This is a genomic window from Amycolatopsis sp. cmx-8-4 (genome assembly GCF_046548675.1).
GTDB lineage: Bacteria > Actinomycetota > Actinomycetes > Mycobacteriales > Pseudonocardiaceae > Amycolatopsis.
In genome coordinates this window covers 13,974-34,289 of record NZ_JAEBDZ010000006.1, presented here as the reverse complement: position 1 = coordinate 34,289, position 20,316 = coordinate 13,974, and the positions used below count along the sequence as shown (strand labels likewise).

At 71.9% G+C, this 20,316-nt stretch carries 24 protein-coding genes; 11 read left to right on the top strand and 13 right to left on the bottom strand.

Translation table 11 applies throughout. The features are described 5' to 3' along the window. Positions 1-803: 803 nt before the first annotated feature. A complete protein-coding gene (locus tag ACLJQZ_RS14140; protein ID WP_410620798.1) occupies positions 804-2,051 on the bottom strand; it encodes a glycosyltransferase family 4 protein in 1,248 nt (415 codons plus the stop codon). A 173-nt stretch (positions 2,052-2,224) separates the two neighbouring features. Between ACLJQZ_RS14140 and ACLJQZ_RS14135 the strand changes: the two genes are divergently transcribed. Beyond that, on the top strand, positions 2,225-2,920 hold the full coding sequence (locus tag ACLJQZ_RS14135) for a class I SAM-dependent methyltransferase (protein ID WP_328649868.1): 696 nt from the start codon (positions 2,225-2,227) through the stop codon (positions 2,918-2,920). Position 2,921: 1 nt separating this feature from the next. Here ACLJQZ_RS14135 and ACLJQZ_RS14130 read toward each other — a convergent pair whose 3' ends face one another. Next, on the bottom strand, positions 2,922-3,986 hold the full coding sequence (locus ACLJQZ_RS14130) for a DUF3068 domain-containing protein (RefSeq protein ID WP_410620461.1): 1,065 nt from the start codon (positions 3,984-3,986) through the stop codon (positions 2,922-2,924). A gap of 260 nt (positions 3,987-4,246) precedes the next feature. Between ACLJQZ_RS14130 and ACLJQZ_RS14125 the strand changes: the two genes are divergently transcribed. Beyond that, positions 4,247-4,744 (top strand): hypothetical protein, encoded by a 498-nt coding sequence (locus ACLJQZ_RS14125; RefSeq protein WP_410620460.1) that lies wholly within the window; start codon positions 4,247-4,249, stop codon positions 4,742-4,744. A 30-nt stretch (positions 4,745-4,774) separates the two neighbouring features. Here the strand turns inward: ACLJQZ_RS14125 and ACLJQZ_RS14120 are convergent, their stop codons facing one another. Then, on the bottom strand, positions 4,775-5,182 hold the full coding sequence (locus tag ACLJQZ_RS14120) for a RidA family protein (protein ID WP_410620797.1): 408 nt from the start codon (positions 5,180-5,182) through the stop codon (positions 4,775-4,777). Between the two features lie 86 nt (positions 5,183-5,268). Here ACLJQZ_RS14120 and ACLJQZ_RS14115 point away from each other — a divergent pair, with 86 nt between their 5' ends. Continuing rightward, complete coding sequence (locus tag ACLJQZ_RS14115) at positions 5,269-5,742, top strand: MarR family winged helix-turn-helix transcriptional regulator (RefSeq protein WP_410620459.1); 474 nt, start codon at positions 5,269-5,271, stop codon at positions 5,740-5,742. On the opposite strand, the gene ACLJQZ_RS14110 is transcribed toward ACLJQZ_RS14115, so the two are convergent. From ACLJQZ_RS14110 to ACLJQZ_RS14095, 4 genes are all read right to left on the bottom strand, one after another. Then, the gene (locus ACLJQZ_RS14110) at positions 5,739-5,945 is read right to left on the bottom strand and encodes a helix-turn-helix domain-containing protein (protein ID WP_247056639.1); all 207 of its coding nucleotides are present in this window, start codon (positions 5,943-5,945) and stop codon (positions 5,739-5,741) included. The genes ACLJQZ_RS14115 and ACLJQZ_RS14110 overlap by 4 nt on opposite strands. Then, entirely contained in the window at positions 5,945-6,424 is a 480-nt protein-coding gene (locus tag ACLJQZ_RS14105; protein WP_410620458.1) for a DUF2975 domain-containing protein, read from the bottom strand. Before ACLJQZ_RS14105 ends, ACLJQZ_RS14110 begins: the two co-directional genes overlap by 1 nt. 31 nt (positions 6,425-6,455) lie before the next feature. Beyond that, on the bottom strand, positions 6,456-7,631 hold the full coding sequence (locus ACLJQZ_RS14100) for a PucR family transcriptional regulator (RefSeq protein WP_410620457.1): 1,176 nt from the start codon (positions 7,629-7,631) through the stop codon (positions 6,456-6,458). Positions 7,632-7,736: 105 nt separating this feature from the next. Further along, positions 7,737-8,366 carry a class I SAM-dependent DNA methyltransferase gene (locus ACLJQZ_RS14095; protein ID WP_410620456.1) on the bottom strand — a complete coding sequence of 210 codons (630 nt, stop codon included), beginning with the start codon at positions 8,364-8,366 and terminating at the stop codon, positions 7,737-7,739. Positions 8,367-8,542: 176 nt separating this feature from the next. On the opposite strand from ACLJQZ_RS14095, the gene ACLJQZ_RS14090 reads away from it, so the two are divergent. Together ACLJQZ_RS14090 and ACLJQZ_RS14085 are read left to right on the top strand one after the other, a co-directional pair. Beyond that, positions 8,543-10,525 carry a glycosyl hydrolase family 28-related protein gene (locus ACLJQZ_RS14090; RefSeq protein WP_410620455.1) on the top strand — a complete coding sequence of 661 codons (1,983 nt, stop codon included), beginning with the start codon at positions 8,543-8,545 and terminating at the stop codon, positions 10,523-10,525. Positions 10,526-10,626: 101 nt separating this feature from the next. Beyond that, a complete protein-coding gene (locus ACLJQZ_RS14085; RefSeq protein WP_410620796.1) occupies positions 10,627-11,094 on the top strand; it encodes a nitroreductase family deazaflavin-dependent oxidoreductase in 468 nt (155 codons plus the stop codon). On the opposite strand, the gene ACLJQZ_RS14080 is transcribed toward ACLJQZ_RS14085, so the two are convergent. Beyond that, positions 11,084-11,617 (bottom strand): GNAT family N-acetyltransferase, encoded by a 534-nt coding sequence (locus ACLJQZ_RS14080; protein WP_410620454.1) that lies wholly within the window; start codon positions 11,615-11,617, stop codon positions 11,084-11,086. The genes ACLJQZ_RS14085 and ACLJQZ_RS14080 overlap by 11 nt on opposite strands. Positions 11,618-11,702: 85 nt before the next feature. On the opposite strand from ACLJQZ_RS14080, the gene ACLJQZ_RS14075 reads away from it, so the two are divergent. Both ACLJQZ_RS14075 and ACLJQZ_RS14070 read left to right on the top strand, forming a co-directional pair. Then, positions 11,703-12,284 carry a YdeI/OmpD-associated family protein gene (locus ACLJQZ_RS14075; RefSeq protein WP_410620453.1) on the top strand — a complete coding sequence of 194 codons (582 nt, stop codon included), beginning with the start codon at positions 11,703-11,705 and terminating at the stop codon, positions 12,282-12,284. Between the two features lie 19 nt (positions 12,285-12,303). Further along, entirely contained in the window at positions 12,304-13,671 is a 1,368-nt protein-coding gene (locus ACLJQZ_RS14070; protein ID WP_410620795.1) for a pyridoxal phosphate-dependent decarboxylase family protein, read from the top strand. Here the strand turns inward: ACLJQZ_RS14070 and ACLJQZ_RS14065 are convergent. Further along, positions 13,665-14,057, bottom strand: a complete 393-nt coding sequence (locus tag ACLJQZ_RS14065) for a hypothetical protein (protein ID WP_247056625.1) — start codon at positions 14,055-14,057, stop codon at positions 13,665-13,667. The genes ACLJQZ_RS14070 and ACLJQZ_RS14065 overlap by 7 nt on opposite strands. A 171-nt stretch (positions 14,058-14,228) precedes the next feature. Here ACLJQZ_RS14065 and ACLJQZ_RS14060 point away from each other — a divergent pair, with 171 nt between their 5' ends. Continuing rightward, positions 14,229-15,431 (top strand): glycoside hydrolase family 18 protein, encoded by a 1,203-nt coding sequence (locus ACLJQZ_RS14060; protein WP_410620452.1) that lies wholly within the window; start codon positions 14,229-14,231, stop codon positions 15,429-15,431. Between the two features lie 56 nt (positions 15,432-15,487). Here ACLJQZ_RS14060 and ACLJQZ_RS14055 read toward each other — a convergent pair whose 3' ends face one another. Next, the gene (locus ACLJQZ_RS14055) at positions 15,488-16,627 is read right to left on the bottom strand and encodes an MFS transporter (protein ID WP_410620451.1); all 1,140 of its coding nucleotides are present in this window, start codon (positions 16,625-16,627) and stop codon (positions 15,488-15,490) included. Positions 16,628-16,691: 64 nt separating this feature from the next. On the opposite strand from ACLJQZ_RS14055, the gene ACLJQZ_RS14050 reads away from it, so the two are divergent. Then, positions 16,692-17,060 (top strand): MerR family transcriptional regulator, encoded by a 369-nt coding sequence (locus ACLJQZ_RS14050; RefSeq protein WP_410620794.1) that lies wholly within the window; start codon positions 16,692-16,694, stop codon positions 17,058-17,060. Positions 17,061-17,127: 67 nt separating this feature from the next. On the opposite strand, the gene ACLJQZ_RS14045 is transcribed toward ACLJQZ_RS14050, so the two are convergent. Further along, entirely contained in the window at positions 17,128-17,280 is a 153-nt protein-coding gene (locus tag ACLJQZ_RS14045) for a hypothetical protein (RefSeq protein WP_410620450.1), read from the bottom strand. A gap of 173 nt (positions 17,281-17,453) precedes the next feature. On the opposite strand from ACLJQZ_RS14045, the gene ACLJQZ_RS14040 reads away from it, so the two are divergent. Further along, the gene (locus ACLJQZ_RS14040; protein WP_410620449.1) at positions 17,454-17,624 is read left to right on the top strand and encodes a hypothetical protein; all 171 of its coding nucleotides are present in this window, start codon (positions 17,454-17,456) and stop codon (positions 17,622-17,624) included. 7 nt (positions 17,625-17,631) lie between these two features. On the opposite strand, the gene ACLJQZ_RS14035 is transcribed toward ACLJQZ_RS14040, so the two are convergent. Continuing rightward, positions 17,632-18,585, bottom strand: a complete 954-nt coding sequence (locus tag ACLJQZ_RS14035) for a LuxR C-terminal-related transcriptional regulator (RefSeq protein WP_410620448.1) — start codon at positions 18,583-18,585, stop codon at positions 17,632-17,634. Between the two features lie 329 nt (positions 18,586-18,914). Beyond that, positions 18,915-19,340, bottom strand: coding sequence for a DUF5709 domain-containing protein (locus ACLJQZ_RS14030; protein WP_328644494.1), 426 nt, complete (start codon positions 19,338-19,340; stop codon positions 18,915-18,917). A gap of 99 nt (positions 19,341-19,439) precedes the next feature. Here ACLJQZ_RS14030 and ACLJQZ_RS14025 point away from each other — a divergent pair, with 99 nt between their 5' ends. Then, positions 19,440-20,270 (top strand): cyclase family protein, encoded by an 831-nt coding sequence (locus ACLJQZ_RS14025; protein ID WP_410620447.1) that lies wholly within the window; start codon positions 19,440-19,442, stop codon positions 20,268-20,270. The last annotated feature ends 46 nt before the right edge of the window (positions 20,271-20,316 follow it).

Here is a 20,316-nt window from a genome sequence, read left to right as displayed (position 1 = left end):
GCGCGCGGCTGGCGGCCGTCCTCCCGCAGTACCCGCTCCTCGGCGCCGCACCGGCGGTCGAACAGACCACCGCGGCCGGGATTTCCCGGGTCCGCGCCCGGTTCGCGGCCGAGCCTTACGAACGCGGCGCGCCCTTGGTGCGCGTCGCCGTCAGCACGGACGAACCGGCGTTGCTCGTCGCCGGCCACCACGGCGCGCTCGACGGCCTCGGCCTGCTGGCCCTGCTCGGCTTCCTCCTCGACGTCCCGGTTTCCTCGGCGGCGCGCGGCATCGGGGCGCGCACCGACGGCGGGAAGCCGTTCCTCGTTTCGGCCGTCCAGCGGCTCGCTGAGGCGCTTTTCGCGCCACCGGGCCGGATCGTGCCCGACCGGGACGGCGAGAGCGCGGGAGACGTCTTCGAAGCCCGTCGCGTGCCCCGGCTGCGGCTGGGCGCCGCGGGGTTCGTCGCGGCCGCCACCCGCGCGACCGGCCGCTGGAACCACGCGCACGGCGCCCGCACGGTCCGCGTCGTCGCCGCGCTGGGCGCGTCGTGGCGCTCCGGCGCCGCGCCGGAACCCGTGCACGACAGCGCGTTCTTCCGGTTGCGGCTGCCGGCCGACCCGGACTCCGGCGCCGTCGCGGACGTCCTCCGCGCGCAGCCACCCGAGCCCGATTTCCCGGCGCGCAGCAGCCGGGTCGCCCGGCTGGGCACCCGGGTGCTGGCGAGCAGGCTCGGCTCGACGTTCCTGGTGTCGAACCTCGGCGTGGTGTCCACCGGCGACACCGTCCGCTCGATCGCGTTCTACCCGGCCGCGAGCGGCCGCTCAGGCGTGGCGTTCGGCGCGGCGACCACGGGGGACACCACCACGGTGACCGTGCGCGCCCGCCGCAAGGACTTCGGCGCGGCGGCCGCCGGCCGGCTGGTGGACCGGTTCCGCGACGCGGTGCGGGAACAAGCCGGCTGAGTTCAGAACGCGGGGCCGGGGCGCGGGCCGGCCGGCGACGTCCCGCACGAGCGCCGCGAACTCGCCGACACTCTGGTCCCAGCTGTACTTCCCGGCCCGTTCCGCGCCCGCCAGGCCCATCTCCGCGCGGCGCAGGCCGTCCGCGAGCAGGCCGTCGACGCGGGCGGTGAAGTCGTCGAAGTCGTCGGCGAGCAGCCCGGTCCGGCCGTCCACGATGGACTCGGCGACGCCGCCCGCGGCGCGGTAGGCGACCGACGGCACGCCGTGCGCGGCCGCCTCCATGATGACGATGCCCCAGCCCTCCTTGACCGACGGGCACAGGTGCAGCCACGAGCGCGCCAGGATCTCGTGCTTGGCCTGCTCGTCGACCCAGCCGTGCAGGGTGACGCGGTCCGCGACGCCGCGCTCGGCCGCGTGCGCCCGCAGCACCTCGTCCCACGGCCCCTGGCCGACGACCTCGAGCCGCAGCTGCGGCCAGCGCCGCGCGAGCCGCGCGACGACGTCGATGGCGTGCTCGATCCGCTTGTGCGGCACCAGCCGGCTCACCGCGACCAGCGTGGGCGAACTGTCGCGTCCGGCCGCCACCGGCGGGGGCGCGTCGAGGCCGTTCGCGACCACGGTGACGCGGTCGCGGTCGACGCCCAGGCCGGCGAGCTCGGCCTTGGTGACCTCGGAAACCGTGACGTAGTCGCACTCGCGGAACAGCCACGGCGCCAGCCGCGACTCGATCCACCAGCCGACCCGGCCCAGGGTCTCGCCCAGCGCGCTGATCCACTGTTCCTTGTGGACGTGGTGCACGAGCACCAGCACGGGACAGCCGGCGACCAGCCGGGCGAAGAACGGCATCCCGTTCTGGACGTCCACCACCAGGTCGGCGCGGGCCCGCCGGATCGCCCGCAGCGCGTGCGCGTAGACGCCGAACTTGTTGCCGCGACGCCGGTAGCGGACGCCGTCACGCCATTCGCCCGCGGTCGCGCCGGGGTAGGCCGCGCACTGGATCTCGACCCGGTAGCCCGCTTTCGCGAGCCCTTCGGCCATCCGCTCGACGTACCGCTCGGACCCGCCGCCCTCGGGGTGGCCGGTGTCGCGCCAGTTGACCAGGAGCACACGAGGACGGTCCATCGGGTTATCCAAACTGTAGCGACGATGCTAGGTTACCGGTGCGTACACAGTATGCGTACACAGTAGAGGAACGTATTTCGGAAAGCGATGGTTCAATGGCAGTAAATCCGGTCGTCGCCCCGAACACCGAGCCGCACCGCGCGACGCTCCACCGTTCCGTGACGCTCTTCCGCACTTTTCTCACCGAACAGACCGACCCGGACGGCTTCTACTCGGCGCTCGCCGCCGACTCCGTGCGGCAATTGGCGGCCCACGCTCCGCTGTCCGGGCGCACGGTGCTCGACGTCGGGGGCGGTCCGGGGTATTTCTCGGACGCCTTCCGCGCGGCCGGCGCGACTTATCTCGGGGTCGACCCGGACGTCGGCGAGCTGTCCGCGCGTGGCGAGCCGGGGGAGAACATGATCCGGGCCAGCGGCACGGAACTGCCGGTGCGCACCGGATCCGTGGACGTCTGCTACTCCTCGAACGTGCTGGAGCACGTCGCGAAGCCGTGGGTGATGCTCGACGAGATGTGCCGTGTGACGAAGCCCGGCGGCACCGTCTTCGCGTCGTTCACGCCGTGGTATTCACCCTGGGGCGGTCACGAGACCGCGCCGTGGCATTTCCTCGGCGGCTACTACGCGCGTCAGCGGTATTTCCGGAAGCTCGGGAAGCAGCCGAAGAACAAATTCGGCGAAAGTCTTTTCCCGGTGTCGGTCGGCGCCGCGCTCCGCTGGGCGAAGGCGACGCCGCTGGCCGATCTGGTGGCCGGGTACCCGCGTTATCACCCGAGCTGGGCGATGTGGATCGTGCGGGTCCCGGCCCTGCGGGAAATCGCTTCCTGGAATCTGGTCCTCGTGCTGCGGAGGCGCTGACTCAGCGGCCGGCGCCGACCGGTTCCCGTCGCCGCGGCGGGACCGGCGGCTCGGCCCGGCGCCGCCGGGCCAGCAGCACGATCGAGACGACGATCAGCACGCCGCCGCCGATCCCGAGCCACAGCGGCCCGGTGCTGGAGAGGAACTCCAGCCGGCCCTTGTTCGCGTTCACCTGGTCGGCCATCTTCGCGACGGTCTCCGCGGTGAAGGCGAGCGTCCCGTCGAACACCACGGTCGGCTGACCGGTGCCGGCGCGCAGCTCCTGGTGCTGCTGTTGCTGCTGCTTGACCTCGATGCCGGTGACCGGCTCCACCCACATCGTGTTGACGCCGCGGTAGTAGAGGTCGGCCTTCACGGTCGGGTCCGCGGAGCCGACGAGGGAGCCCGGCACGTCCTTCGTGGCGGTCTTGGTGTCGGGGATGTCCTGGACGAACTTGTAGGTCTCGATCCCGTCGACGGTCTCGGTCCCGGAGTACTTGGCGGTGACGGCCGCGCCGGTGTTGTCGTCGTAGACCTTGTAGTCCTGCTGCTCGGTGCCGAACGGGAACTTGAACTGCAGCCCGGGCTGCGCCTTGTAGTCGTTCGTCTCCGGCGGCTTCTGGCCGTCCTTGTCCGCCTTGTCCTTCAGCTCGGTGACGAAGCTGCTCTTGGCGTCGCACTTCGGGTCGGACTCGCCGCGCGGCTCGTAGCCCTCGCCGGTGCGCCGGTCGAAGCAGACCTGCCGCTTGCTCGCGCTGAGCACGGTGTTGTCGGCGTCGTCGGTGACCTGCACGGCCAGGAGCCAGACCGCGTAGTCGGTGTCCTGGTGCATCTCCGGCGCCGCGAAGTTCGCCTGCACGTGGGCCGTCGCGGTCAGCTTGGCGTCCTTGCGGATCGCCGAGACCGGGCCGGAACCGTTGTCCGTCACCGCGAGCACCTGGCTCGCGGTGCCTTCGAGCAGCGACGTCGAATCCTGGTCGAGCGGCACCTTGGCGAGCTTGGGGTAGACGTAGGTCGGCAGGAGCACGGCACCCGCGACCGCGAATACGCCCAGTGCCAGCAAGATCAGGCCGAAAGCACGTCGCAACGGTCCTCCTGGTGTCACGCAAATTACCGGGCGGTAATCAGTGTCCGGATAGTGGCCCGCGCCACGCCGGGCGTCAAAGTGTGACCGGCGGTCACAGACACCCGGTACGACCGGAAGGTCGCATGTGCGCCGCCATTCGCACCAAGCGACCAAACATGTTTGTTCCCGGGCACAACGGGCATGGGCCCACCATCGGACGATCCTCACTCCGCCGCGCAGTACCGCAAGGGAGAATCCCCACTTTGTCGCAGGATCCTCCGATGGTCGCCATCGCGGCCACCGCTCGCTGGCGCGCCCGGATCGTGGCGGCGGCCGCGAGCGTCGGCGTCAGCCTCAGTGATCCGTCGGCGGGCATCCCGGGCATCCGCACGCTCGTCTGCGACCGCGGCGACCTGGCGCGGTTCGTCCCCCGCCTGGCCCGCGACGCCGAGCCGCCCCGCCCGGCGATCGGCGCCCACTCGGACTCGATAGCCGACCGCGAGCTGCGCGACGCCGTCGCCGACGTGGCGGCGCTGCTTTCGTTGCACGGCAACGTGGTACTTGACCTGGACGCGGGCGGCCGCCGCCGCCCGGCGCCGAGAGCGGACGTGGTCGTCTCGGCCGCCGTGGACCGTCCCCAGTGGACGGAGCCGGCGGTGACGCTCCGGGTGGGCACGGCCCGGCGCGGGGGTCCGCTCACGGTGGAGCTCACCGCCGGCCCCGGCTTCGAGGGCACCCTGCTGGAGCTGGCCAGGCTGGTGGAGCTGGACGCGGCTTAGCCCGGGGCCAGCTTTCGCTCCCGCACACCGCTAGCTCACGATGGCCGTGGCCCGGATCTCCACCCGCATCCCCGGCGCGCCCAGAGCCGCGACGCCGAGCTGGGTCCAGATCGGGGCCCGGTCGCCCAAACGCTTGCGGAACTGCTCGACCATGACGCGCGTGTGGTCGTCGCCGATGGTGTCGGGTGCCGTGGGGATGTGGAACGAGTCCACCGCGACCACGTCGGTCCAGCTCGCGCCCGCGGTGGCGAGCGTGCGCTCGACGTTCTCGAAGGCCCGGACGATCTCCTCCTCCAGGGACTCGGGGAAGACGGTGTCGTCGTCCCAGCCGCCCTGGCCCGAGATCTCGACGCGGTCGCCGATCCGGACCGCCTGCGTGTAGTGCAGGGCGGCCAGGTGCTTGGGGCCGTAGCCGGGGGTGACGAAGAACTCGGGCATGACGTTCCCTTCGATTGACTTCACGCTTGAAGTCAACGTATCAGACTTCACGCGTGAAGTCATGTCGAGCTGGGTAGAGTTCCCCCATGGCACCCGATGACGACGAGCCTCGCTGGCTGACGCCGTCCGAAAAGGACGCCTGGACCGGGCTGGCCTCGCTCGTCCTGCTGCTGCCGGGCAAGCTGGAAGCGCCGTTGCAGCAGGAGGCCGGCGTGACGCTCTTCGAGTACCTGGCGCTCAGCCAGATGTCGGAGGCGCCGGACCGCCGGCTGCGGATGAGCGAACTCGCCTACCTGGCCAACGGTTCGCTCTCGCGACTGTCCAACGTGGTCAAGCGGTTCGAGCAGCGGGGCTGGGTCGAACGCTCACCCGATCCCGGCGACGGCCGCTACACCCTCGCCGCTCTCACCGACGCGGGTTACGCCGTGGTCGTCGCCGCGGCGCCGGCGCACGTGCGGGCCGTGCGGCAGCTCGTGCTCGACCCGCTCACCGCGGCCGACCAGCAAGCCTTGGCCCGGATCGCCGAAAAGCTGCGGGTGCGGCCCGTCGACCTCGGCTAGTCGTCGACCCACTCCAGCAGGTCGCCGGGCTGGCACTCGAGGACCCGGCACATGGCTTCCAACGTGCTGAAGCGCACGGCTTTCGCGCGGCCGTTCTTCAGGACGGCGACGTTGGCCGGCGTCAGCCCGACCTTCTCCGCGAACTCGCCGACGCTCAGCTTGCGCTTGGCGAGCTCGACGTCGATACGCACGACGATCGCCATCAGATGACCGCTTCCATGTCGGTGCGCAGCGTAGTGGCTTGACGCAGCAGGGCGCGCATGACCACCATCAGCAGGCCGATCACGGTGATCCCGACGGTGGCCAGGAACAGCACCATCGGCATCCCCGGGTCGTCCGCGTTGAAGCCGACGAAGATCAGCATGCCGGCGAAGACCACCCACGCGGCGACCACGGCCCAGACGATCGCGTCGACCCACTTCAGGGCGCCGCTGGTGAAGATCCGGTCCTTCTTGACCAGGGTCAGCAGCTTCCACGTCGCGACGAGGACCACCTCGACGCACAGCACCAGGAACACCGCGATCGCGGTCAGCGGCCACCGCAGGCTCGCGTCGTGCGGGTTCTGCGACGTCGTGTACGCGATCCCGCCGGGCAGCGAGAGCGTCTGGAAGACGACCAGGACGGCGAACAGTACGACGAGGAAGACCCGGAGCACGGGTACAGCCCACTTCTCTGCGAACATGTGACGACTATCGCTGGATATCTATCGAAAGTCAATCGACGGGATCCAGTCGTACCGACTCGAGGGCGACGTACAGCTCGCCGATGTCCACCGGGTCGGTCAGGTCGCGCTTGGTCAGCTCCTGCACGCGCCGCAGGCGGTAGCGGACGGTGTTGGGGTGCACGAACAACCGGTCCGCCGCCTCCTTCGCCGACCCGTGGCCGCCGAACCACGCGAGCAGCGTGTCGAGCAGGACCTTGCGCTCGGCGCCCGGCAGTGTGAGCACCCCCGACAAGGCGGATCGCACGACGTCGCGGGCCATCCCCGGCGCGGCCGCGACCAGCGTGGTCACCGGCGAGTCGCCGAACACCACCACGCCCGCGGTCGCCGACGGCAGGGAGCGACGCGCGATCCGGGCCCGGTGCAGCGCGTCCGGAACGTCCGGGAACCCGGTGAACGGCCGGCTCAGCCCGGCCGCGACCGGCAGTGAACCCAGCACCTCCCGCAGCCGCCGGACGTCTTCGATCCGGTCGATCGCGACCAGGCCCGCCTCGCCGCCGGGCCGCCAGGCCGACCGCCAGCGACGCGCCCGCATCAAGGCCTCGACCGTGTCCTGTCCGTCCGGTTCGACGCGTTCGGTGACGACGGCGACGAACATGCCCGCGGTCGGCAGCCCCAGCTCGCGAGCCGCGGACTCCATTTCGGACTGACCGGCCAGCCGGCCGCGCAGCAGGTCGTCCAGCCGCTGGACGTTCGCGTGCGACGGCTCGGCCGCGACCTCGTCGTACGCCGTGGTCAGCGCGTCCGAGTAGAGGTCGATCGCCTTCCAGACGTAGGAGTTGATCTCGATCGTGCGGGTGGAGCTGAGGAACTCGGGCCCGGCCAGCTCCAGCAGGGCCTCGTAGACGAACGTGCCGCCGATCCGGAACGCGCGCAGCACCGCCGGCAGCGGAATGCCCTGCCGCGCTTGGACGAGCCCGGTCTTGCGGGCCGCGTCGAGGGCCAAGCCGTGGCCGTCGGCCAGCGCCGTGAGCGCGCGTTCGAGGTTGGCGTGGCAGACCTTGCGCAGCTCGGCCGGCGCGACGTGGTCGACCTGGCGGTAGAACTCGTCCTCTTCGCTGAGCAGCCGGGCGAGACGATCGGCGAACTCCGGCAGCCGGCCCAGCATTTCGCGCACCAGCTCACGGTGTTCGCGGGTTACCGGCCTGGCCAGAGCTTCGATGCCCATCCCTCACTTTAGCTCGGGTTCCGGCGCCCGGGATACGCACGAAGTTGAGTAAAATTCATATCCGCTGGGTGATCCTCCCGGTGAGGGGTTGACGCCACGACTGACTCACGAAAGCCGGCGCGCGACGAGGTAGAGCTGCTCCTCCGGCCGGACGCCGGGGTGGTCGGACGTGTAGAGAACCTGTTCCCGGTAGACCACCTCCAGGCCGGCCGCCTCGAGCCGCGCGGCGAACGTCTCCGGCGGGTAGCTGCTGGCCCGGATCGGGTGGCCCAGGAAGCTGAAGTCGACGCCGTCCACGTCCGCGGCGACCGTGCCGAGCACGAAGTACCCGCCGGGCGCGAGCCACTCGGCGGCCTGCGCCAGCACGGCATCGAGTTCGGCGCGGGTCATCTGCAGTAGCGAGAAGAACGCCGCGACGACATCGCGGCTCCCGGCCGGCTGGGTCAGCGTGCGGAGGTCGGCCTGCTCGAACCGCGCCGTCGGCACCTGGGCGCGGGCGATCTCGACCATGGTCGCCGAGACGTCGTAGCCGGTGACCTCGTGCCCGGCGGCCGCGAGCGTCTCCGCGACCGGGCGTCCGGTGCCCGAACCGAGGTCGGTCACGGTGGCGCGCTCGGGGAGCCGGTCGAGCAGCCAGGTCAGCACCGCCTTCTGGCCGGGCTGGTCGGGGAAGGCGGCTTCGTAGTCCTTGCCGAGCGCGTCGAAGACCTCGGCGGCGGATTCGGGACGAGTCATGCCCCGACCGTGCCAGAAACCCACGCCTGCGCGGGAGTGAACGTCCGATTGCGCAAGTACACGGCCGCGCAACGCAAGTTCGGAGTAAGTTCGGGCAAAATCGGGGCAACGTCTTGTGGCCTGGCCGAAGTGCGACCTACTCTTCCGCCGCACGCCCGAGAGAAACGAGTCCCGCGATGTCGCGAAGCACCCTCGGAGCCGCGTTCGTCGCGGTCGTCACCGCTCTTGTCTCCGTCGCCGTCCCCGCGTCGGCCGCCACCGCCCGGCCCGTGGTGACGCGCGCCGCGCTCGACCCCGCGCTGGTCGCCGGGCGCGGCGCCTCCGTCGGCTTCGCCGAGCAGGAGGCCGAGAACGCCCGCACCGACGGCGCCGTGATCGGCCCGGACCGCTCGGCCTACACGCTGCCCGCCGAGGCGTCCGGCCGTCGCGCCGTGAAACTGACGGCGGGGCAGCACGTCGAGTTCACGCTGCCCGCCGCGGCCAACGCGATCACCGTCCGCTACAGCATCCCGGACGCCCCGCACGGCGGCGGGATCACCGCGCCGCTGGACGTCACCGTCGACGGCGGCCACCGGCAGGCGATGACGCTGACCTCGCAGTACGCGTGGCTGTACAACCAGTACCCGTTCACGAACGACCCGGACGCGGACCTGCTGCACCCGGACTGGTGGATCACCGAGTGCTCGTGCGTGCCCGCCGCGACCACCCCGCCGCCCGTGGTCACGAAACCCTTCCGCCCCAACCACTTCTACGACGAACAGCGCCTGCTGCTCGGCAAGACCTACCGGGCGGGGGACAAGGTCCGGCTCACCGTCCCGGCCGGCACGCCCGCCGCGTGGACGGTCGTCGACCTGCTCGACTCCGAGCTCGTCGCGCCGCCGCGCGTCGACCTCGTCGCCGCGAACGTCCTGTTCTTCGGCGCCGACCCGACCGGCAAGCGCGACTCCGCCGACGCCCTTGACCGCGCGATCGCCTTCGCCCGCCGGGCGCACCTCAAGGTCTACCTGCCGCCCGGCACCTACCAGGTCAACCGGCACATCATCGTCGACGACGTCACGATCGAGGGCGCCGGCAACTGGTACACGATCGTCAAGGGTCACGAGGTCAAGCTGGCCACCCCCGCGCCGGACGGCTCGGTGCACACCGGCGTCGGCTTCTACGGTCGTGACGCGTCGGCCGGTGGCAGCCACAACGTCCACCTCTCCGGCTTCGCGATCGTGGGCGACGTCCGGGAACGCGTCGACACCGACCAGGTCAACGCCATCGGCGGCGCGCTCAGCGACTCCACTGTGGACGGTCTTTACCTGCACCACACCAAGGTCGGCCTGTGGTTCGACGGCCCGATGAAGAACACCCGGATCACGAACAACGTCATCGCCGACCAGATCGCCGACGGCCTGAACTTCCACACCGGCGTCACGGACTCGGTGGTGTCGGACAACTTCGTCCGCAACACCGGTGACGACGGCCTCGCGATGTGGTCGGAGAAGACCGAGAACGCGCGCAACACGTTCAGCCACAACACCGTCCAGACGCCGGTGCTGGCCAACGGGATCGCGCTCTACGGCGGCACCGACACCACCGTGGCGGGCAACCTGGTCGCCGACCCGATCCGCGAGGGCAGCGCGATCCAGGTCGGCTCGCGCTTCGGCGCAGAGGCGTTCACCGGGTACGTGCGGATCACGGACAACACGACCGTCCGGGCCGGGACGTTCGAGCTGAACTGGAAGATCGGGCTCGGCGCGATCTGGTTCTACGCCTTGGAAAAGAACATCGACGCCGACGTCCAGGTGACCGGCGACGCCTTCCTCGACAACACCTACAACGCGATCATGCTGGTCAGCGACTTCCCGGTGAAGGACCTGTACTCGATCAACGGCCTGAAGTTCGCGGACCTGCGCGTCGACGGCGCCGGGACGTCGGTGCTGAGCGCCCGCGCGGCCGGGTCGGCGTCGTTCCGCGACGTCGACGCCCGCAACGTCGGCGCGGTCGGCGTCAACAACTGCGGCTCGTTCAACTTCCCACCGACGGGCTCGGAGTTCTCGGTGACCGACCTCGGCGGCAACTCGAGCTGGCTGGCCCCGTGGCTCCTCCCGAACACGATCACCTGCGACGACCGGCCCCCGGTGGTCCCGCCACCCGCCCCCTCGGCCTGGTGACGCTCCGCCGAAAGCCGTGAAGGCCTCCTTCCCGGCCATAAGAGCCGGGAAGGAGGCCTTCACGGCTTTTCGGGCCCGCTAGGGTTCGAGCGGTGGCTGGGTTGAGGGGTGTGTTCGCGGGGTTCGGGAAGAGCAAGGCGTTCGCGGTGGTCGGGCGGGCGTTGATGCCGGCCGACCGGGTGCTGCTGCGGATCAGCGGCGGCCGGGTCGGCGTCGGCACCGCCGTGGGGCTGCGGACGCTGCTGCTCACCACGCTCGGGCGCCGCAGCGGCGAACCGCGTCAGGTGCCGCTGTTGTACGTCGAGCGCGGCGGCGGGTACGTCGTCATCGGCTCGAACTGGGGCGGCGAGGCGCACCCGGCGTGGTCGGCGAACCTGCTGGCGCAGCCGAAGGCGACCGCCGCGATCGGCGGCCGGACGGCTGACGTCACCGCGCGGTTGCTCATCGGGGAAGAGCGCCAGGAGATGTGGGACGCGGTCGCGGAGTACTGGCCCGCGTACGACCGCTACGCCGTGCGGGCCGAGCACCGCGAGATCCGCGTCTTCCTGCTGGAGCCGGTCAGTCGATGAGGTCGGTGTGCCGGATCCGGTACACCTGCAGCCGCAGGTTGTAGTACTTGTCGGTCTCGCCGACCCACTGCATGCCGAGCCGCTTGGCGACGGCGATCGCGCGCGTGTTGTTCGGCCGGGCGACGGCGAACAGTTCGTCGGTGTCCTGGGTGAACGCCCACTGGATGAGCGCTTGTGCCGCCTCCGACGCGTAACCCTGGCCCCAGGCGCCGGGGCTGAGCTGCCAGCTCAGCTCGAGGTCCTCTTCGAACGGCGGGAGCAGCCGGATGCCGAGGCCGCCGATCACGGCGCCGTCCTCCTTGCGCTCCACGGCCCAGCGCCCGCGCGGCGGCCAGAGGTTGGGCTGCGCCTCCTGCCACGCGTTCAGCACGGCGCGCATCGCGCCGACGTCGCCGACGCGGTCCATGGCCGGGGTCAGCCAGTGCGTGACGTCTTCCGCGCCGTAGATCTCGAACGCGGCTTCGGCGTCGTCCACCGTCCAGTCCCGGATCACGAGCCGGTCGGTGCTCAGCGCAGTCTCCATATCAAGACGCTACGCCGCGAGGGCCGCGGTTGTTCCCGCCGGAAAGTGCTCAGAAGGTGAACACTTCACCCCCGATGATGTGGGCATGGAGACTTTGGACGGCATCGCGGTGCTGAAGGTCACGTCGGTCGCGCGGTGGCGGGAGTGGCTCGCGTCGCGCGGTACGGCGTCATCGGTGTGGCTGGTGATCCGGCGCAAGCACAGCGCGGCGCCGGGGGTGCTGGTGCACGAGGCGATGGAGCAGGCGCTGTGCTTCGGCTGGATCGACAGCAAAGCGCTGCGGCGCGACGCGGAGAGCACGTACCTCTGCTTCACACCGCGGAACCCGAAGAGCACGTGGAGCCGCGTGAACCGCGACCGTGTGGCCCGGCTGACGGCGGCCGGCCTGATGACGCCGTCCGGGCAGGCGATGGTCGACCTCGCCCGCCGCACCGGGACCTGGGACGCGCTGGCCGAGGCACAGGACGGCGTCGTCCCGCCGGATCTCGCGCGGGCGTTCGACGCCGTCGCGGCCGCGCACTTCGCCGCGTTCCCGCCGTCGTCGAAGCGGCTGATCCTGGAGTGGATCGCCAAGGCGAAGCGCCCGGAGACGCGGCAGCGGCGCATCACGACGACCGCCGAGCTGGCCCGGGAAAACGTGCGGGCCGCGCACCCGAAAGCCGCCTAGAGTCGGGGCCGTGGACGAACTGCGTGACCTCCTGGCCCGGGCCGCCGTGCTGGCCGCGGACCACCGGGACTCCCTGGCCGAGCGGCCCGTCGCCCCGGCCGCCGATGCAACCGCGTTGCGCGCGGGCTTCGGCGGGCCGCTGCCGACGGACCCGAGCCCGCCGTCCGACGTGCTCGAACACCTCGCGCGGGCCGCCGCGCCCGGGCTGATGGCGACCGCCGGGCCGCGGTTCTTCGGGTTCGTCATCGGCGGGGGACTGCCCGCCGCGACCGCCGCCGACGTCCTCGCCGCGGGCTGGGACCAGAACGCCTTCAACGCCGTGCTCTCACCGGCCGCCGCGGCCGCGGAAGACGTCGCCGGCGGCTGGCTCAAGGAGCTGCTCGGCATCCCGGCCACCGCGACCGCCGGGTTCGTCACCGGCGGGCAGGCGGCGAACACCGTCGGCCTCACCGCCGCGCGGCACCACGTGCTCGCCGAAGCGGGCTGGGACGTCGAACGCGACGGGCTCTTCGGCGCCCCACGCGTCCGCGTGGTCGCGAGCGCCGAACGGCACGCGACGATCGACCGCGCGTTGCGGCTGCTGGGCTTCGGCACGAGCGCCGTCGAGGAGGTGGCCGCCGGTCCCCAGGGCGCGATCGACGTCGCCGACCTGGCGCGGGTGCTGGCCGCCGGAACCGGTCCGGCGATCGTCTGCCTGCAGGCGGGCAACGTGAACACCGGCGCGTGCGACGACCTGCGCGCCGCCCGCGAAGCCGCCGGTGACGCCTGGGTGCACGTCGACGGCGCGTTCGGCCTGTGGGCCGCGGCCAACCCGGCCACGGCGGCGCTGCTCGACGGCGTCGAGCTGGCCGACTCCTGGGCCTGCGACGGGCACAAGTGGCTCAACGTGCCCTACGACTCGGGGTTCGTGTTCTGCGCCCGGCCGGACGCCCACGCCGCGGCCTTCGCCAACCGCGCGGCCTACCTCGTCGGCGCGGGCGAGGTGGCCGGCATGGGCGACCTCACGCCGGAGTCGTCGCGGCGCGCCCGCGGGTTCGCCGTCTGGGCGGCCCTGCGCGAACTGGGCCGCGACGGCGTGGCCGAGTTCGTCGACCGCTGCTGCCGGCTGGCCCGCCGCTTCGCCGCGACGCTCGCCGACGGCGGCGCGGAGATCGCCAACGACGTCGTCCTCAACCAGGTCCTGGTGTCCTTCGGCGACGATGCCCGCACCGACGCGCTCGTCACGGCGATCCAGCGCGACGGCACGTGCTGGCTCGGCGGAACCACCTGGCGCGGCCGCCGTTACGTGCGGATTTCGGTGTCGAACTGGTCCACGACGGAGGCCGACGTCGACCGTTCGGCGGCGGCGATCCTGCGGCTGGCCGGCCGCACCCCGGGGCTTCAGTAGCCTTCGCGCACCGAAAGCGGCTCCGATTTCCACGAAATCGTCTTCGCGCCACCGGTCGGCCACGCCGACGAGAGCCGCCGCCGCACGCTGCCGAGCGCGCCGAGGGTGACCAGGTCGACGCCGGAACCCTGCGCTGCCAACGAGTTCACCTCGGTGCCGGTCAAGGGCACGATGTCGAAGAACTGGGCGTCCGCACCGCCGGTCCAGTCGACGAACTCGGTGAAGATCGAGGCGAACGCCTGGCCGCATTCCGGACATTCGCGCAGGGAAACGCCGAAGTGCGACTGCTCCACCAAGCGGTGGGTTTCCCGGAGCCGGGTCGTGCAGAACGCCATCGCGGTCAATGCGTCTTTGCCGCAACAGCGGGCGCAGCCGAACTCCGTCATGCGGGGATCTTCGCACACGGTGAATCCGCACCCGGCTGCGACACGACCGGGAAATCTGTTCGCCGCCACCTTTTCGCTCTGTCCGCAGTGGTCTGGACCTGTTAGCCTCAGCCGGTCCGCCCAGCCGGTCCCGAAAGGGCGGTGACCCCCGAAGGGAAAGCCGTGCTCCGCATGAGAAAACGCATCGCCGTGATCGCGCTGGCGCTCGCCGCCGCCGCCGTCGTCGCGCCGCCCGCGGAAGCCGGGCCGGCCCACGGCGGTCAGTCCGACGGCAAGGTGATGGCCTACTTCGCCGACTGGGACGTCTACGCCCGCAACTACCACGTCAAGGACATCGAGACGTCCGGGTCGGCCGCGAAGCTGACCCACATCAACTATGCGTTCGGCAACGTGACCGGCGGCGGCTGCGCGGTCGGCGACCCGTGGGCCGACCACGACCAGCCCTACGACGCCGCCACGAGCGTCAACGGCCAGGCCGACAGCGGCACCCTCCACGGCAGCTTCAACCAGCTCCTGGAGCTGAAGAAGCTGCACCCGAAGCTCAAGGTGATCTGGTCGTTCGGCGGCTGGACCTGGTCGAGCGGCTTCACCGAGGCAGCGAAGAACCCGGCCGCGTTCGCCGAGTCCTGCTACAACGTCGTCAACGACCCGCGCTGGGCCGGCGTCTTCGACGGCATCGACATCGACTGGGAGTACCCCAACGCCTGCGGCCTGACCTGCGACACCAGCGGGCCGAAGGCGTTCACGGGCCTGGTCAAGGCGTTGCGCGCGAAGTTCGGGCACCAGCTCGTCACGGCCGCGATCACGGCGGACGGCTCGAAGAACGGCAAGATCGACGCGAACGACTACGCCGGGGCGAGCCGTTACCTCGACTGGTACAACGTGATGACCTACGACTACTTCGTCGCCGGCGGCAGCCCGACCGGGCCCACCGCGCCGCACTCGCCGCTGCGGTCCTACCCGGGCATCCCGACCGCCGGGTTCTACGCCGACGCGGCCATCCAGAAGCTGCGCCACCAGGGCGTCCCGTCGTCGAAGATGTTGCTGGGCCTCGGGTTCTACGGCCGCGGCTGGGACGGCGTGACGCAGAAGCAGCCGGGCGGCACGGCCACCGGCCCCGCCCCGGGCACCTACGAAGCCGGCGTCGAGGACTACAAGGTCCTCAAGACGACCTGCCCGGCCAACGGCAAGGTCGCGGGCACGGCGTATGCCAAGTGCGGTTCGCAGTGGTGGAGCTACGACACCCCCGAGACCGCGGCGGCCAAGGCGGGGTACGCGAAGTCGCAGGGCCTCGGCGGGGTGTTCGCCTGGGAGCTGTCGGGTGACACGACCAACGCGGAACTGCTGCGGGCCATCTCGTCCGGCCGCTGCTGAAAGCTGGAGGGCCCGGGCGCGAGCCCGCCCGGGTCCTTCGTCCAACTCAATACCGCTCAAGACGGCTGCGGGAAGCCGTGCCGCCGGGCGCCGAGCACCACGGCGAGCACCGGCACCAGGAGCACGAGCAGTGTCCACGGGAACGCCGTGGGACCGGCGGCGTCGAGCAGGACGCCGCCGGCCACGCCGCCCGCGGCCATCGCGGCGTTCCACAACGTGACGAGCATGGCCTGCGCGTTGTCCGCGGCCTCGCCGCCCGCGTTGCCGGCGGCGGTCTGCAGCAGCGTCGGGACGCCGCCCCAGCCGAGCCCCCACAGCGCGACGGCGACGTAGATCAGCGCGGGACTGTCCGCGATCATGAGCGCGGCGGCGACGGCGACCAGGATCGTGCTGAGGATCGTGAGCCGGCGCAGCGCGCGGTCGATCCGGGCGCCGACGATCCCGATGCCCGCCAGCGACGCGACGCCGAACACCAGCAGGACGACGTCCACCGAGCCGCCGAGCCCGGCGTGGCCGAGGAACGCGGCGACGTAGGTGTAGAGCACGGTGTGCGCCAGCACGAACACGAGCGTCACGACCAGGACGGGCGCTACGCCCGGCACGGTGAGCGTGCGCAGCACCGGCAGCCGGCCGCCGCGGGCCTGCCCCGGGTGGTCCGGCACGCCGATGGCGATCCAGGCCAGCAACACGACGGCGATCGCCGACATCACCCCGAACGCCGAGCGCCAGCCGAACAGGCCGCCCAGGAACGTCCCGGCCGGGATGCCGAGTGACAGCGCGAGCGGGATGCCGGCCATCACGACCGCGATGGCCTTGCCCTCGCGGCCGGCGGGCGCCAGCCGTCGTGCGTACCCGGCGAGCAGTGCCCAGACGACGCCCGCCGCGATCCCGGCGACGAACCGGGCCACCATCGTCAGCGCGTAGTCCGCGGACAGCGCCGTCACGGTGTTGGCCACGGCGAACCCGGCCACCCCGGTGAGCAGCAAACGTTTGCGGCGCCAGGTCGACGTCGCCGCGGCCAGCGGGATCGCGGTGAGGGCGGTGCCGAGCGCGTAGATCGTCACGGCCTGCCCGGCCGCGGACTCGCCGACGCGCAGGCCGGCGCTCATGCCGGGCAGCACGCCCGCGGGCAGGGCCTCGGTGAGCACCGTGACGAAGGCGGCGGTGGTCAGGGCGAGCAGAGCGGGAGTCCTCATGGGGATATGCTCGAACCCTCACATGGATGTGAAGGTCCAGCCCGGCGGACGTGAGGTGGCGCACATGCGGATCGGCGAGCTGTCCGAGCGCACCGGCACGTCCCGGCGGCTGCTGCGGTACTACGAGGAGCAGGGCCTCATCATCGCGTCCCGCGGCCCGAACGGCTACCGCGACTACGACGAGGCCACGGTCGACCGCGTGATCCAGGTCCGCGGGCTGCTGGACGCCGGTCTGCCGACGCGGATCATCAAGCAGATCCTGCCGTGCCTGGACAAACCCCGGGCGATCTACTTCCCGGACGCGACCCCGGAGATGCTGGCCACGCTGGAAGCGGAACGCGACCGCATGGCGCGTCGCGCGGAGTGCCTGCTGCGCAACCGCGACGCGATTTCCGGCTACCTGGACGCGGTCCGCGAGTACAACCGCGCCTGACCCGCTGTCCGCTCGCCCAGGTCCGTGAATGGCACATCGAAGGACTCAGAGTCCTTCGATATGCCATTCACGGACCTGCGACGGCGGCCGGGTCGGCCGGGGCGGGGGTCGTCGCCGCGACCCAGTGCAGTGTGTCGGCTTCCGGCCACCAGCCGGACGGGTCCGGGCGGGGACGGGCGCCCTCCTCACCCCACCAGCGCGGGGGCGCCTCGTCACCCATGTCCCCGACCGTAGGAGAGCCGCGCCGGCCCGCGCACCGGTCGGGTGCGGCCAACGTCCGGTACCGGCCAGCCGGCCGGTGGCCGGTACCGGACACTGACCGAAACCGCCCCTGCCGCCGCCGGCCGGGCGGGCCTGACTTGGCCGGGAGATCCCCGCTCCGGAAGGAAGACCATGATCAAGCGAGCGCTGGCCGGCCTGCTCGCCGCGGCGGCCATCGGCACCCTCGCCGTCCCGGCGGCCGCCGCGGCGCCGGGAAACGGCACTCCGGCGGTCCGGCCGCCCGGGACCGACTGCGTCTGGATGTGGACCCAGGGCCCGCCGCAGTGCCGGAAGCTCGAGTAGCGCCGGCTCAACCGAGCCAGCCCAGCCGGGTCGCCGCGAACACCGCGGCCACCCGGTTGTCCGCCTGCAGCGCCTCCAGCAACCCCTGGACGTGCCGCCGGACCGTGCGCTCGCTGACGTCGAGGTGCCGCGCGATCGCGCCGTCCGTCATGCCGGTGGCCAGCAGGTCCAGCACCTTCGCCTGGGTCGGGGTGAGGCCGTGACGAGGCCGGCCGCCGCCGTCCACCGCGACCGCCTGGCTCCAGACCAGCTCGAACAGCATCCGCAGGGCCGCGACGATCGTCGGGCTGCGGACGAACAGCGCGCCGTCCATGCCGCTCGGGTCCAGCGGGACCAGCGCGGAGTGGTGGTCGGCGACGACCATCTTCATCGGCAGCTCCGGCGCCACCCGCATGGCCCACCCGGCCGCGACACTGGCGGCCACGACCTCCTTGGCGCCGTCGAACTCCAGGGCCGCGCGCTCGTAGACGTTGCGCAGCCGCACCCCGCGTTCGGTCACCGCGTCCGGCAGGCGCAGCACCGTGCCCGCGTCCGGTTTCCGCTTGAAGTGCCGCGTGGTGAACGTCAGGAACTCCTCGCGCGCGGAGAGGCACAGCTCCAGCGACAGCGAGCCGATGCGCTGCGGGTCCGTCAGCACCTCGACGCCCGGGTCGCCGCCGCTGCCGTGCGCCGCGCGGTACACCGCCTGCAGCATGTCCAGCTGCTGGCGCGCCGCGACGATCTGGCGCTGCTGCTCCACGAGCCGCTGCTGCGCGCCCAGGATCGCGTGGTCGACGGCACGCACCGGCTCCATCGGCGCGATCACCGGGTCGTCGCGGTAGTCGCGGCGCACGAAACCCTGGTCGAACAGCTCCCGCATCTCCGGGCTCTCGGCCCGCGGATCGTCCAGCGGCAACGGCCCGGTGCGCACCATCGCGTCGTACAGCGCGCCCGCGCCGGGCGTCAGCAAGCCCTCGAGCATCCGTGCCCCTCCTCCGGCAGCGGCGGGGACGAGGACGGCCGGATCCGGCCGGTGTCCGCTCTGCCACCTACCCCACGCGCCGGACGGCGGAAAGGATTAGGCCGGTCGGGAAACTTCGCCGCCGGACCCGTCGAGGGGGCAGGTCCGGCGGCGGACCCGACCGAACCCGACAGGAGTCGGACAGCGTCGTGCGAGCGGACTGCGGCACGGTGACGCCGTCGTGGCCGGCACGAACCGCCGAGGGGGCGGGTCGTGTTCCCCAGCACGACGACCGCGGACCGGACCGTCGAGGTCCGGCGGGTTGCGGGGCCGGGTCCGGCCCCGCAACCTCACCAGCGGCGGGACGGGTCGATCACGTGGACGGCGGCTTCCTCCGCCGAAGCCGCGCCGCCGTCGACGCCCGCGTCGGAGGCGTACAGCTCTTCGTCGGTGTCCGCGCCGAAGCCCTCGTCCGAAGCGACGAGCCGGCCCGCGCGGACGTCGCCGACCTCGTCGTCGACCAGTTCGCCGTCGGTGTCCTCGCTGTCGCCCAGGCCGTCGTCGTCGGCGTCGTCGGCCAGGTCGGGGACCTCGCGGGCGAGCCGGCCGTCGAGGCTTTCGCCCTCCGCCGTCTCCCGCGCGGTCGTGCCCCAGCCCTCGGTCGCGCGCGTGTGCTCCGGCGGGGAGTAGCCCTCCGCCAGCTCGTCGCGGTCGAGCAGGGTGTCCTCGGGGTCGAGCACGCCGTTGTCGGCGTTGTCTTCGATGTCGTCGTCCATGGACCCCATCTTCGTCCAGTTCCTTGGGCCGCACCCGGTCCGGGTGATATCACGTGCAGGCCGCCGCACGGGCGGTGTTCCGGTGAAAGGTGATTCCCCATGCCGATGAGACGCAGGGTGCTGGCCGCGGGGCTGGCCGGGGTGTTCGGCGCCGCGGTGTCCGGGCGGACCGCGCAGGCCGCGACGGCGCCGACCCCGCCGGTGCGGCTCGACCAGCTGAACCTGGTCAACCTGTCGCACGTCAACGACCCCGCGAAGACCAACGTGTTCCCCGGCGATCCGGCGTTCTCGCTGGAGACCATCGCGACCATCCCGGACGACGGCTACTACCTGCAGTTCGTCCGCGAAGGCGAGCACACGGGCACGCACTGGGGCGCGCCCGGCCACTTCAACACCGGTCAGCCCCTCGCCGACGCGATGGACCCGGCGGATCTATTCCGGCCCGCCGTCAAGATCGACATAAGAGCGAAGGCCGCGGCGAACGCGGACTACGGCGTCACGATCGACGACCTCAAGGCCTGGGAGAAGCGCCACGGCCGGATCCCCGACGACGCCGTCGTCGTGCTCTGGACCGGCTGGGACGCCAAGTGGGGCACCCCGGCCTACCCGAACACCGGCGCCGACGGCGTGCTGCACCAGCCCGGCTTCTCGATCCCGGCGGTCAAGTGGCTGATCGACACCGGACGGCTGGGCCGCCAGGGCGGCACGGGCACCGACACGTTCAGCCCGGACGTCGGCACCGACGAGACCTACACCGTGTCCAAGCTGGTCTACCAGCGCCACCGGATCAGCCTGGAGATCCTGGCGAACCTGAAGGCGCTGCCGACGACGGGCGCGTGGGTGCTGGCGGGCGGCCCGATCAACCGCAGGGGCGCGGGCTCGACGGCGACGATCTTCGGCGTGCTCCCGCCGGGCGTGCACGCGGACTGAGCGCTGGGGCTCGTGAGTGTTTAGGGCGGTTCTAACCGCCCTAAAC